The 12,788-nt window shown below is 65.5% G+C and carries 10 protein-coding genes; 4 read left to right on the top strand and 6 right to left on the bottom strand.

The annotated features are described in order from the left end of the window. Positions 1–335 precede the first annotated feature (335 nt). Complete coding sequence (locus tag DIE15_RS38165) at positions 336–485, top strand: hypothetical protein (protein WP_160327446.1); 150 nt, start codon at positions 336–338, stop codon at positions 483–485. Between the two features lie 333 nt (positions 486–818). Here the strand turns inward: DIE15_RS38165 and DIE15_RS23445 are convergent, their stop codons facing one another. The 5 genes from DIE15_RS23445 to DIE15_RS23425 all read right to left on the bottom strand — a co-directional run bounded on the left by DIE15_RS23445 (position 819) and on the right by DIE15_RS23425 (position 6,079). Next, a complete protein-coding gene (locus DIE15_RS23445) occupies positions 819–1,829 on the bottom strand; it encodes a HoxN/HupN/NixA family nickel/cobalt transporter (protein WP_242431798.1) in 1,011 nt (336 codons plus the stop codon). Positions 1,830–2,003: 174 nt separating this feature from the next. Continuing rightward, on the bottom strand, positions 2,004–4,115 hold the full coding sequence (gene fusA, locus DIE15_RS23440) for an elongation factor G (RefSeq protein ID WP_057926088.1): 2,112 nt from the start codon (positions 4,113–4,115) through the stop codon (positions 2,004–2,006). Between the two features lie 218 nt (positions 4,116–4,333). Then, positions 4,334–4,834 (bottom strand): DUF192 domain-containing protein, encoded by a 501-nt coding sequence (locus DIE15_RS23435; RefSeq protein WP_057926087.1) that lies wholly within the window; start codon positions 4,832–4,834, stop codon positions 4,334–4,336. A gap of 159 nt (positions 4,835–4,993) precedes the next feature. Beyond that, positions 4,994–5,209, bottom strand: a complete 216-nt coding sequence (locus DIE15_RS23430) for a hypothetical protein (RefSeq protein WP_080599357.1) — start codon at positions 5,207–5,209, stop codon at positions 4,994–4,996. Positions 5,210–5,500: 291 nt separating this feature from the next. Continuing rightward, on the bottom strand, positions 5,501–6,079 hold the full coding sequence (locus DIE15_RS23425) for a pseudouridine synthase (RefSeq protein ID WP_057926086.1): 579 nt from the start codon (positions 6,077–6,079) through the stop codon (positions 5,501–5,503). A gap of 273 nt (positions 6,080–6,352) precedes the next feature. On the opposite strand from DIE15_RS23425, the gene icd reads away from it, so the two are divergent. Further along, positions 6,353–7,609 (top strand): NADP-dependent isocitrate dehydrogenase, encoded by a 1,257-nt coding sequence (gene icd / locus DIE15_RS23420; RefSeq protein ID WP_057926085.1) that lies wholly within the window; start codon positions 6,353–6,355, stop codon positions 7,607–7,609. A 280-nt stretch (positions 7,610–7,889) separates the two neighbouring features. Then, positions 7,890–10,118, top strand: coding sequence for an NADP-dependent isocitrate dehydrogenase (locus DIE15_RS23415; RefSeq protein ID WP_124834461.1), 2,229 nt, complete (start codon positions 7,890–7,892; stop codon positions 10,116–10,118). 129 nt (positions 10,119–10,247) lie between these two features. Here the strand turns inward: DIE15_RS23415 and DIE15_RS23410 are convergent, their stop codons facing one another. Then, positions 10,248–10,472, bottom strand: coding sequence for a hypothetical protein (locus DIE15_RS23410; RefSeq protein ID WP_043190017.1), 225 nt, complete (start codon positions 10,470–10,472; stop codon positions 10,248–10,250). 694 nt (positions 10,473–11,166) lie between these two features. Here DIE15_RS23410 and DIE15_RS23405 point away from each other — a divergent pair. Next, positions 11,167–12,765 (top strand): multicopper oxidase family protein, encoded by a 1,599-nt coding sequence (locus DIE15_RS23405; RefSeq protein ID WP_124834460.1) that lies wholly within the window; start codon positions 11,167–11,169, stop codon positions 12,763–12,765. Positions 12,766–12,788 lie beyond the last annotated feature (23 nt).

Below are 12,788 nucleotides of genomic sequence, written 5' to 3'. Positions count from 1 at the left end.
CACCCGAAGTGCCGCCACCCGAAGTACCGCCACCAGAAGTGCCACCACCAGAAGTACCGCCACCAGAAGTACCACCGCCCGAAGTGCCGCCACCTGAAGTCCCACCACCCGAAGTCCCACCACCATTACCCCCGTTGCCGGATGCGTTGCCGCCACGGCCCGTGCCACTCGTGCCGCCGGATGTCGCTCCTGTGGTTCCGCCGACACCTGCGGGCCCGACGGCGCCGCTTCCGCCATTTCCGTTGCTACCCGGGCTCCCGCCGCCGGTGGTACTGCCGGCACCGCTACCTTCCGCGCCACGGCCGGCATAGACGTGTACCGCGCATGCAGCCGGATTGGCGGCGCAGGACGCCGCGTTCTCGGCCAGCATCATGACGGTGTCCGCGCTGGCAATCGGATCGGGCGCGGTGTCGGACATCGAGTCCTGCGCCACGGCATACGAGCAGCAGCACGCAAACGCGGCTGCGGCCAGCAGGGTCGTGTGATAGCACCGCCCCACAGCGCGGGATAGCTGTTTCGTTCTACTCATCATCGATCTCCCCGATGCGCGCGATGCCTCGTCACGCGCGACCATCAACGTGTGATGCAGGGGACCATCAACGATGCGTTGTCGTTTCGGCGGCCGATGCGTGTCGGGCCGGCGCCGGAGGCCAGCCGCGAACACGGATCGGCACGCGGGCCCGCCGTGCGAATCCCTAACTGCGAGATCCGTGCCATCGGCCCGCTATGCCCGTGGCGCAAGGCGTGCACGTATCGCACGACAGCGCGTGAAACACCGTTGTGAGTATTTTGTTTCTGAAATGAAACGTCTGACGAAGTTAGCGCGCCGTTGTATCGGCAGCGCGCGGCCAGCGATGGCACAGGATCGACGCGATCCAGCCGACCAGAAACAGCGCGACGATGCCATAGCCGATCGCGCCGAAGTGGCCGCCGAGCGTATCGAGCGCATCGCGTACGGGGCCCGTCAGCGACAGTTTGTCGGCGAGCAGGCCGGCAGCCTCGACCCCGCCGACGGCCAGTGCGACGACCGCGGACAGCAGCGTGATGCTCGCGTTATAGAGCAGCTTGCGCTGCGGGTCGTCCATCGCCCAACCGTACGCGTGAATCATCAGCACATTGTCGGTCGAGTCGATCAGTGTCATGCCGGCCGCGAACAGCGCGGGAAACAGCATGACCGTATAGAGCGGCAGCGCGTGGCTCGCCTGCGCGGCCGCGATCGCGAGCAGGGCGATTTCTGTTGCAGTATCGAAACCCAGGCCGAACAGCACGCCGACCGGATACATGTGCCAGCTTTTCGACACGAACCGGAACAGCGGGCGCAGCAGCCGCGACACGAGGCCGCCTGCGCGATGCGTGTGCGCAGTGCCGTGCGCATGGTCCGGTGCGCCGCGATAGCGCCGCCACACGTCGCGCAGGATCACCAGGTTCATGCATGCGAGCACGAGCAGGAAGGTTGCGGACACCGCCGTGCCGATCGTGCCGCCGATCTCGCGGAATGCGTCGAAGCGGTCGCGCAGCGCGAACGCGGTCAGCGCGATGCCGAGCGTCGCGGCGATGACGATCGTCGAGTGGCCGAGCGAGAAGAACAGGCCGACGGTCACCGGACGCTGGCCGTCCTGCATCAGCTTGCGCGTCGCGACGTCGATCGCGGCGATGTGATCGGCGTCGACCGCATGACGCAGCCCGAGCCCGTACGCGAGCGCCGCGGTGCCAAGCAGCAGCGGATGGTCGCGCAGCACCGCGAGCGCCCACAGCCAGACGGCGACGTTTGCGGCGATCAGTCCGGCATACAGCATCAGCAGGCGGCGCAGGGCAGGGGGGCGTGGCATCGGGAGGGTTCCGTCGGACGAATCGCGATGCATTGTGGCATGCGAAAAAAATGCCCGCCGTACCGATCGAAAACGCCGTCGGCTGCCCGCATCGCTGCATTCGACGGATCAAAAAAAGGCCCGTCCGGAACCGGACGGGCCTGCGGCTTGCCGCCGGGCGCACGCGCCCCGCGCTTACTTCACTTTCGCATTGATCACGGCTTCCGACACGTTCGCCGGCGTTTCCGCGTACTGCTTGAACTCCATCGTGTACGTCGCACGGCCTTGCGTTGCCGAGCGCAGCGACGTCGAATAGCCGAACATCTCGGCAAGCGGCACTTCGGCGCGCACGAGCTTGCCGCCGCCGCCCGCGATGTCCTCCATCCCTTGCACGATGCCGCGCCGGCTCGACAGGTCGCCCATCACGTTGCCCATGAACTCCTCGGGCGTCTCGACCTCGACGGCCATCATCGGCTCGAGCAGCACGGGCTTCGCACGGCGCATCGCTTCCTTGAACGCCATCGAGCCGGCCATCCGGAACGCGTTTTCGTTCGAGTCGACGTCGTGGTACGAGCCGAACGTCAGGTGCACCTTCACGTCGACGACCGGGTAGCCCGCGAGCACGCCGCTCTTCAGCGTTTCGATGATGCCCTTGTCGACAGCCGGGATGAATTCGCGCGGAATCACGCCGCCCTTGATCTCGTCGAGGAACTCATAACCCTTGCCCGGGTTCGGCTCCAGCGTGATCACCGCGTGCCCGTACTGGCCGCGCCCGCCCGACTGCTTGACGAACTTGCCTTCGACATCGGACGCCGTCGTGCGCACCGTTTCGCGATATGCGACCTGCGGCTTGCCGACCGTCGCCTCGACGCCGAACTCGCGCTTCATCCGGTCGACCAGGATTTCGAGGTGCAGCTCGCCCATCCCCGAGATGATCGTCTGGCCGGATTCCTCGTCGGTCTGCACGCGGAACGACGGATCCTCCTGCGCGAGACGGTTCAGCGCGAGGCCCATCTTTTCCTGGTCGGCCTTCGTCTTCGGCTCGACGGCCTGCGAGATCACCGGCTCCGGGAATTCCATCTTCTCGAGGATGATCGGCTTGGCCGGGTCGCACAGCGTGTCGCCCGTCGTCGCTTCCTTCAGGCCGACCGCCGCGGCGATGTCGCCCGCGCGCACTTCCTTGATTTCCTTGCGTTCGTTCGCGTGCATCTGCAGGATCCGGCCGAGCCGCTCCTTCTTGTCCTTCGTCGCGTTAAGCACCGTATCGCCCGATTCGACGACACCCGAATACACGCGGAAGAAGATCAGCTGGCCGACGAACGGGTCGGTCATGATCTTGAACGCGAGCGACGAGAACGGCTCGTCGTCGCTCGGGTGACGTTCCGCCGGCTTTTCCGGATCGGCGAAGTCGTGGCCGAGGATGGCCGGCACATCGACCGGCGACGGCAGGTAGTCGATCACCGCGTCGAGCATCGCCTGCACACCCTTGTTCTTGAACGCGCTGCCGCACAGCATCGGCACGATCTCGTTCGCGATCGTGCGCTGGCGCAACGCGGCCTTGATCTCGTCCTCGGTCAGCGACTCATGGTCGTGCAGATACTTCTCGAGCAGTTCCTCGCTGGCTTCCGCAGCGGCCTCGACCATCTTCTCGCGCCACTCGTGCGCAAGCTCGACGAGATTCGCCGGGATTTCCTCGTAGGTGAACTTCACGCCCTGACTTTCGTCGTCCCAGACGATCGCCTTCATCTTGACGAGATCGACCACGCCCTGGAAATGATCTTCCGCGCCGATCGGAATCTGGATCGGCACGGCGACACCCTTCAGGCGCTCGCCGATCTGGCGCTGCACGCGGAAAAAGTCTGCGCCGACGCGGTCCATCTTGTTGACGAACGCGATGCGCGGCACCTTGTACTTGTTTGCCTGGCGCCACACCGTTTCCGACTGCGGCTGCACGCCGCCGACCGAGTCGTAGACCATGCACGCGCCGTCGAGCACGCGCATCGAGCGCTCGACCTCGATCGTGAAGTCGACGTGCCCGGGGGTGTCGATGATGTTGATGCGGTGTTCCGGATAGTTGCCGGCCATGCCCTTCCAGAAGGCCGTGGTCGCGGCCGACGTGATCGTGATGCCGCGTTCCTGCTCCTGCTCCATCCAGTCCATCGTGGCCGCGCCGTCGTGCACTTCACCGATCTTGTGGCTCACGCCGGTGTAAAACAGGATGCGCTCGGTCGTCGTGGTCTTGCCGGCATCGATGTGAGCGCTGATCCCGATGTTGCGATAGCGCTCGATGGGGGTTTTGCGGGGCACGTGAACCTCCTGGTGGTTCGGATCGTAAGCGGACCGGCTGGGCCGGCCCGGGCTGGAACTAGCGAGATTTAAAGCATAGCGCTTGTCCGTGGCTTTTGCAGATGCGGGCAGCGTTTGCCGAATCAAGGCGGGCGCCGTCGCCGGCGGGCGAAAAAAAAGCCGGCGCGCAACGGGCGGCCGGCTTCGGTCGATGCGCGGCACCGCCGCGGCATACGCCGTTACTGGGATTTGGGCAGCCCGTCGAGCTTCATGCCCGGCTTGATGCCCTTCGCGGCGAACCAGCCCTTGCTCATTTCGAGCGCATAGACGCCGTTGTTGCGCGGGCAGTGGTTGTCGGTCGTCTCGGCGCGCATCTCGTCGATGTCGGTGATCGTGCCGTCCGCGCGGATGAACGCGATCGACAGCGGGATCAGCGTGTTCTTCATCCAGAAGCAGTGCACGGCGTTCTCGTTGAACACGAACAGCATGCCTTCGTTCGGCGCGAGCTGCGACCGGTACATCAGCCCTTGTTCGCGGTCGGCATCGTTCGCGGCGATGGCCGCGTCGATCACGTACATGCCGGCGCGCAGCTTCACGCGCGGGAACTCGCTCGGCTGCTTGGCGCCGGGCGGCATCTGCGCGTGGGCGGTCTGCACGCCGAGTGCGAGGACGGCGAGCGCGGCGGGAAACACGGCGGCGCGCGCAAGGCGGCCGAGCGACGAGCGCAGGGAGAATCGCACAGCAGGGCTCCTATCGGGAAAACGAGACCCGCATGGTACGCGAAGCGTGCCGGCGGGCACAAAAAGAAAAAGGCAGATCGCCTCGCGGCGATCTGCCTTTCAACGCCGTAAGAACGGCAAGACTGCGTGTTCTTGACTGCGTTATTACAACCAGCTTGCTTAGTTCGAAGCAGCTGCCGGAGCTTCGGCTTCGCTAGCAGCCTTCTTCGCTGCGTGGTGCTTCTTCGCAGCGTGGTGCTTCTTGGCGTGGGCCTTCTTTGCCGGTGCCGAAGCAGCTGCCGGAGCAGCAGCCGAAGCAGCTTCCGGAGCCGAAGCTTGTGCGAAAGCAGCCGTTGCGAAGAGACCAGCGACCAGAGCGGCGATCAGTTTGTTCATGTTGTGTTCCTCAGCTTTAGTTAATTAACCAGATGACCCGGCAATAGGAGTCATGACGTCTAACGGTGCCATCCACCTTTCGGTTGACAGACGCTTCGAGAAATTTCTCATTGCGCTGCGGGCGCCGAATCGTATTCGAAGAAAACGTCGCTTTCGTGACGCAAACACGGAAATATCGGTTCGGCTGCCAATGCCGGATAGCTCAGGGTGGCATCTGCGTGGTTTAACGCGCGATCTTCGCCGGCGGTTGACGAAAAAGATGACGAAAAAAATCGAAAGTTGCCGACGCGGTCATGCGTCGCGTGCGAAACCGTCCCACGGGGCCCGCGGCGGCAGCGCGATTGTTTCACCCGGTGCAATGCCGAGCGCGAATATGTCGAGCGCGCCGATGCCGACACGCACGAGACGCAACGTCGGGAAGCCGATCGCGGCCGTCATCCGGCGCACCTGCCGATTCTTGCCTTCGGTGATCGCGAGTTCGATCCACGTGGTCGGGATCGCGGCGCGGTAGCGGATCGGCGGATTGCGCGGCCACAGCGTGTCGGGCGGTTCGATGAATTCGGCGCGGCACGGGCGTGTCACGTAGTCGCCGAGATCGACGCCGCGCGCGAGCGCCTTCAGGTCGGCCGGGCCCGGCGCGCCGTCGACCTGAGCCCAGTAGCGCTTGACGAGCTTGTGGCGCGGCTCCGCGATGCGCGCCTGCAGCGCGCCGTCGTCGGTGAGCAGCAGCAGGCCCTCGCTGTCCGCGTCGAGCCGGCCGGCCGGGTAGACGCCGGGCGTTTTTACCCAGTCGCCGAGCGACGGCCGCGTCTCGTGCGCGGAAAACTGGCAAATCGTGCCGAACGGCTTGTTGAGGGCGATCAGGGTCATGGCGGGGCGCCCGCCCGGCGTGCCGCGGGGAAGCGGGGCGGGCGGTCTATGGCAAATGGCGGAATCTTAATGCATAATACGGAACGGCAAGTCATCTGTCTTATATAAGACATAAGGGAAGACTTGATACGCAGCGTCGCGCTTCGTGCCGCCGGCCCCGGTTGGGGCGCTAGAATAGCGGCTCGCTGTTGCCGTCACGAAGGTGGCAAGGCCACCTCGCCGCGCGCAGTTTCGACCAGCATCACCTGCTCAGCCACGTCACTGGAGTCGATCATGCCGTATCAGCACATCAAGGTTCCGGAAGGCGGTGACAAGATCACCGTCAACAAGGATTTCTCGCTCAACGTTTCCGATCAGCCAATCATTCCCTATATCGAAGGCGACGGCACGGGCTTCGATATCACGCCGGTCATGATCAAGGTCGTCGACGCGGCGGTCGCGCATGCCTACAAGGGCAAGCGCAAGATCCACTGGATGGAGATCTTCGCGGGCGAGAAGGCGACGAAGGTGTACGGTCCGGACGTGTGGCTGCCGGACGAAACGCTGCAGGTGCTCAAGGAATACGTGGTGTCGATCAAGGGGCCGCTCACGACGCCGGTCGGCGGCGGCATCCGTTCGCTGAACGTCGCGCTGCGCCAGGAACTCGACCTCTACGTGTGCCTGCGCCCGGTCCAGTATTTCAAGGGCGTGCCGTCGCCGGTGCGCGAGCCGCAGAAGATCGACATGGTGATCTTCCGCGAGAACTCGGAAGACATCTACGCGGGCATCGAATGGGCCGCGGGCTCCGAGCAGGCGAAGAAGGTCATCAAGTTCCTGCAGGACGAGATGGGCGTGAAGAAGATCCGCTTCCCGGAAACCTCGGGGATCGGCGTCAAGCCCGTGTCGACCGAAGGTACCGAGCGTCTCGTGCGCAAGGCGATCCAGTACGCGATCGACAACGATCGCAAGTCGGTCACGCTGGTGCACAAGGGCAACATCATGAAGTTCACGGAAGGCCTGTTCCGTGACGCCGGCTACGCGCTCGCACAGAAGGAATTCGGCGGCGAGCTGATCGACGGCGGCCCGTGGATGCGTGTGAAGAACCCGAAGACGGGCAACGAGATCGTGATCAAGGATTCGATCGCCGACGCGTTCCTGCAGCAGATCCTGCTGCGTCCGGCCGAATACGACGTGATCGCCACGCTGAACCTGAACGGCGACTACATCTCCGACGCACTGGCCGCGCAGGTCGGCGGCATCGGGATCGCGCCGGGCGCGAACCTGTCGGATTCGGTCGCGATGTTCGAGGCAACGCACGGCACGGCGCCGAAGTACGCGGGCAAGGATTACGTGAACCCCGGTTCCGAGATCCTGTCGGCGGAAATGATGCTGCGCCACCTCGGCTGGACGGAAGCGGCCGACGCGATCATCGCCGCGATGGAAAAGTCGATCCTGCAGAAGCGCGTCACGTACGACTTCGCGCGCCTGATGGAAGGTGCGACGCAGGTGTCGTGCTCGGGCTTCGGCGAAGTGCTGATCGAGAACATGTAAAACCCCTTCCGGGGTGGGCCGGCGGGTAGCCGGCCGCCCCGGCGCCTACTGCCGGCGCCGGGGCGTTTCGTGGATGGCAGGTTTGTTGGCAGGGCGGTCCGGCATGCGGGCCGCGGCGCCGCGATGCGGCCCGGATGTCCTGCAAGGTAGAACATGACGGCCCTCGCAACACCACCGCCCGGCTGAGCCGGCGCGCCCCTTTCGCGACCGACCCGGTCGCTCCCCGCCGGTTACCGCCGGCGCTTCTCAGTCCAAATTTTCACGTAGCAACGCATCGACCATGTCCACTTCGCCCAAGATCATCTACACCCTCACCGACGAAGCGCCCGCGCTCGCGACCTATTCGCTGCTGCCGATCGTCAAGGCCTTCACGCGCTCGTCCGGCGTCGCCGTCGAAACGCGCGACATCTCGCTCGCCGGCCGCATCATCGCGGCATTTGCCGACGTCCTGCCGCAGGAGCAGAAGGGTTCCGACGATCTGGCCGAACTGGGCCAGCTCACGCTGAAGCCGGAAGCGAACATCATCAAGCTGCCGAACATCAGCGCATCGGTGCCGCAGCTCAAGGCCGCGATCGCCGAACTGCAGGCGCAGGGCTACAAGCTGCCGGCCTACCCGGAAGATCCGTCGACGGACGAAGAGAAGGCGGTCAAGGCCCGCTACGACAAGATCAAGGGCAGCGCGGTGAACCCGGTGCTGCGCGAAGGCAACTCCGACCGCCGCGCGCCGCTGTCGGTCAAGAACTATGCACGCAAGCATCCGCACAAGATGGGCGCGTGGAAGGCCACGTCGAAGTCGCACGTTGCGCACATGAGCGAAGGCGACTTCTACGGCAGCGAGAAGTCGGCGCTGATCGCCGATGCCGGCAGCGTGAAGATCGAACTCACGACGACCGACGGCGCGAAGAAGGTGCTGAAGGAAAAGACGGCCGTGAAGGTCGGTGAAGTGATCGACGCTTCGGTGATGAGCCGCAAGGCGCTGCGTAGCTTCATCGAAGCGCAGATCGCCGACGCGAAGGCGCAGGACGTGCTGTTCTCGGTGCACCTGAAGGCGACCATGATGAAGGTCTCCGACCCGATCCTGTTCGGTCACTTCGTGTCGGTGTTCTACCGCGACGCGCTCGCGAAACACGCGGACGTGCTGGTACAGGCCGGCTTCAACCCGAACAACGGGATCGGCGACCTGTACGCGCGCCTGAAGGACCTGCCGGCCGACACACGCGAAGCGATCGAAGCCGACGTCAAGGCCGAATATGCCGTGCGCCCGCGCCTCGCGATGGTCAACTCCGACAAGGGCATCACGAACCTGCACGTGCCGAGCGACGTGATCGTCGACGCATCGATGCCGGCGATGATCCGCGATTCGGGCGGCATGTGGGGCCCGGACGGCCAGCTGTACGACGCGAAGGCCGTGATTCCGGACCGCTGCTACGCCGGTGTCTACCAGGCCGTGATCGAGGACTGCAAGCAGCACGGCGCATTCGATCCGGTCACGATGGGTAGCGTGCCGAACGTCGGCCTGATGGCGCAGGCGGCTGAAGAATACGGTTCGCACGACAAGACGTTCCTGATCCCGGCAGACGGCGTCGTGCGCGTCACCGACGAAGCCGGCAACGTGCTGCTCGAGCACGCGGTCGAGTCGGGCGACATCTGGCGCATGTGCCAGACGAAGGACGCGCCGGTGCAGGACTGGGTCAAGCTCGCGGTGAACCGCGCTCGCGCGACCGGCGCGCCGGCCGTGTTCTGGCTCGACCCGGCACGTGCGCACGACGCGCAGATCATCGCGAAGGTCGAACGCTACCTGAAGGATCACGACACGAACGGCCTCGACATCCGCGTGATGACGCCGGTCGACGCGACGCGCTTCTCGCTCGAGCGCATCCGTGCGGGCAAGGACACGATCTCGGTCACGGGCAACGTGCTGCGCGACTACCTGACCGACCTGTTCCCGATCATGGAACTCGGCACCAGCGCGAAGATGCTGTCGATCGTGCCGCTGATGGCCGGCGGCGGGATGTTCGAAACGGGCGCGGGCGGCTCGGCACCGAAGCACGTGCAGCAGTTCGTCGAGGAAGGCTTCCTGCGCTGGGATTCGCTCGGCGAATTCCTTGCACTGGCCGCGTCGCTCGAACACCTCGGCAACGCATACCAGAACCCGAAGGCGCTCGTGCTCGCGAAGACGCTCGACCAGGCGACCGGCAAGTTCCTGGACGAGAACAAGTCGCCCGCACGCAAGGTCGGCGGCCTCGACAACCGCGGCAGCCACTTCTACCTGTGCCTGTACTGGGCGCAGGCGCTGGCCGAGCAGACCGACGATGCCCCGCTGAAGGCGCAGTTCGAAGGCGTCGCGAAGTCGCTGTCCGACAGCGAAGCGCGCATCCTGGAAGAACTGTCGGCCGCGCAGGGCAATGCGCAGGCGATCGGCGGCTACTACCGTCCGAACGTCGAGCTGACGAGCCAGGCGATGCGCCCGAGCGCAACGCTGAACGGCATCGTCGACGCAGTCGCCTGACGCCGGCCGCGCCAACGCGCGCGCCACGGCGGCGGCATCAGCCGACGCGGCGGGCGTTGCGGCTCGCCGTTCCGCCGAACATGAAAACGCCCCGGTCGCCCGGGGCGTTTTTCGTTGCAGGCGTGCCATTCAGACGTGAACGATTTCCCATTCGGCGATTTCGTGCGGCACTTCGAGCGTGGCCGTATCCAGCTCGGACGGCTGCTCGCAGTCGCCGCGGGAGATGTGGTCGGCCGCCACTTCCGGGCACGAGAACGCGCCGAGCAGAGCGTTGCCGAACGTCGCTTCCCAGCCGCCGTTACCCGGCAGGATGTAGAACGACCCGAGCGCTGAACCAAAGCGAAATCCCTTCATTTCCGTTCTCCCTTTCTGATTACAAGCGATTCTGTTGTGCCGCCCGCCGGCTCCTCCGGCTGTGGCCCGACTGGTTGCCTGCGCCGGGTTCCGTATCGAACGTCGTGGCGAAGCGTCAGTGCATGGAACAAAGTCTACGTCCGCGGCCGCAGCCGATGGTGCGCGTAGAGTGCTTTCTAGAAAGAAAAATTTGTGTTTAAAAACAATTATTTATTTGCACAATTTTATATTGTGGAACGATTTTTGGCATCGCGAAACGGCGAATTTGTGCCGTGCACCACGAATTTTTATAACGCAGAGACTTGTTCCGCATCGTGAAAAATTGACGGGTTCATGCGTCGAAGGCGCGGGGCGTGCGGCTGCCGGGATGAACAACTGGTGCGAATTGCCTCGATCGGGCGTGGAGAAAGCGGGCGGCGAAGGCCGCCGACCGGGGCGGTTGGCGTAAATGGAGCCGGGGCGTCGCGGCGTCGGGCGATGGTCGAAAGCGCCGCGCGAACGGTGCCCGGATCGTCGGGCGCGGCCGCGTACTGCGGCGTATCGCCGCTTGCGCGGTGCCGCGGCGCTTCGGTCGTGGGCTGCGGTTATGATGACGCGGGCCTGAGGTTTTGCGTCGCGCACGGACGCTTCCGCACTGGCCGGCGCGGGTGTCGCGACGGCCGCGCGACGCAGCACGAATAACGAGGAACGATTGATGATACGGAGAACCTTCCTGTCGCACGCCATCGGTGTCGCGGCCGCATCGCTGTTTGCGCGCACCGCCTGGGCGCAGCATGCCGGACACGCGGGCATGGCAGGCATGGATCAGATGGATGACATGCCGGGCATGTCAGGGATGGCGGGCCACGCGCAGCACGCGAAGCCGGCGCCGGCCGCGCTCGCGGCGGCCGATGCGCTGCCGGCCGGCGCGCCGCTCGCGTCGCTGCGCACGCTTGCGAACGAAAGCCGCGAGCCCGGCACGTTCCGAACGACGCTGGTCGCGCAGCCAGTCGCACGTCCGATGCTGCACAGGGCGCGTCCGACGATGTTCTGGCAGTTCGGCACGGGCACGCAGGGGCCGGTGATCGGCCCGCTGATCGATGTACGCGAGGGCGACACGGTCGAAATCCGCTTCGTGAACAAGCTGCCGCAACCGTCGACGATCCACTGGCACGGCCTGCCGGTGCCGCCCGACCAGGACGGTAACCCGTCCGACCCCGTCGCGCCGGGCGCGTCGCGTGTGTACCGCTTCACGCTGCCGAAGGGGAGTGCCGGCACCTACTGGTATCACCCGCATCCGCACATGATGACGGCCGAGCAGGTGTTCCGCGGGCTGGCGGGCCCGTTCGTGGTGCGTGCCGCCGACGATCCGCTTGCCGGCTGGCCCGAGCGCAACCTGTTCGTGTCCGACCTGAAGCTTGCGCGCGACGGCACGATTGCGCCGAACGACATGATGGACTGGATGAACGGCCGCGAAGGCCAGTTCGTGCTGGTCAACGGTGCGCGCCGGCCGCGGATCGACGTCGCGAGTGACGAGCGCTGGCGCGTGTGGAACGCGTGCAGCGCACGCTACCTGCGTGTGGCGTTCGACGACGGCCGCGCGTTCGAGCAGGTCGGCACGGACGGCGGGCTGTTAGAGGCGCCGCGCCGCGTGACGTCGCTGCTGCTCGCGCCGGGCGAGCGGGCGGAATTGCTGGTGCGCGCCGGCGAGCGCGCGTCGCGCGCCGTGCTGCAGGCGGCCGAATATGACCGCCGCAAGATGGCGATGTCGCACGACGACGGCCACGCCAGCCTGCCGCCCGATCCGACGCTACCGTTGGCCGACGTCGCGTTCGCACCGGCCGCCGCCCGTGCGCTGCCGGCGACGCTGCGCGCCGTGCCGGCGCTCGGCGAACCGGTCGCGCACAAGGAAGTCGCGTTCGGCGAAGAGATGGACATGGACGCGATGATGAACGGCCCGGCGCATGGCCGTCCGGCCGGGATGCGCTTCACGATCAACGGCGCGGCCTATGCGCCGCACCGTGCGACGTTGACGAGCCGCCGCGGCGACATCGAGCGCTGGACGATCCGCAACCCCACTGACATGGATCACCCGTTCCATTTGCACGGCACGCAATTCCAGGTGATCGAGCGCGCATCCGACGGCACGCGCACGAGCGAACCGTTCCGCGCGTGGCGCGATACCGTGAACGTGCGCAGCGGCGAGACCGTGACGATCCTCGTCACGCAAGACATGCCCGGCGAGCGCATGTTTCATTGCCATATTCTCGAACACGAGGATCTCGGCATGATGGGCACGCTGAAGATCGTGTAACGAGTATCGAATATGTTTCACGC

The sequence above is a fragment of the Burkholderia sp. Bp9031 genome (genome assembly GCF_003857965.1).
GTDB lineage: Bacteria > Pseudomonadota > Gammaproteobacteria > Burkholderiales > Burkholderiaceae > Burkholderia > Burkholderia ambifaria_A.
This window is presented reverse-complemented; position numbering and strand designations above follow the sequence as displayed.

Bases quoted from the DNA above. Each gene is read 5' to 3' on its own strand.
- DIE15_RS23445 (WP_242431798.1), bottom strand. From the start codon at position 1,829: ATGCCACGCCCCCCTGCCCTGCGCCGCCTGCTGATGCTGTATGCCGGA.
- DIE15_RS23430 (WP_080599357.1), bottom strand. From the start codon at position 5,209: ATGAACAAACTGATCGCCGCTCTGGTCGCTGGTCTCTTCGCAACGGCT.
- DIE15_RS23425 (WP_057926086.1), bottom strand. From the start codon at position 6,079: ATGACCCTGATCGCCCTCAACAAGCCGTTCGGCACGATTTGCCAGTTT.
- icd (WP_057926085.1), top strand. From the start codon at position 6,353: ATGCCGTATCAGCACATCAAGGTTCCGGAAGGCGGTGACAAGATCACC.
- DIE15_RS23415 (WP_124834461.1), top strand. From the start codon at position 7,890: ATGTCCACTTCGCCCAAGATCATCTACACCCTCACCGACGAAGCGCCC.
- DIE15_RS23410 (WP_043190017.1), bottom strand. From the start codon at position 10,472: ATGAAGGGATTTCGCTTTGGTTCAGCGCTCGGGTCGTTCTACATCCTG.
- DIE15_RS23405 (WP_124834460.1), top strand. From the start codon at position 11,167: ATGATACGGAGAACCTTCCTGTCGCACGCCATCGGTGTCGCGGCCGCA.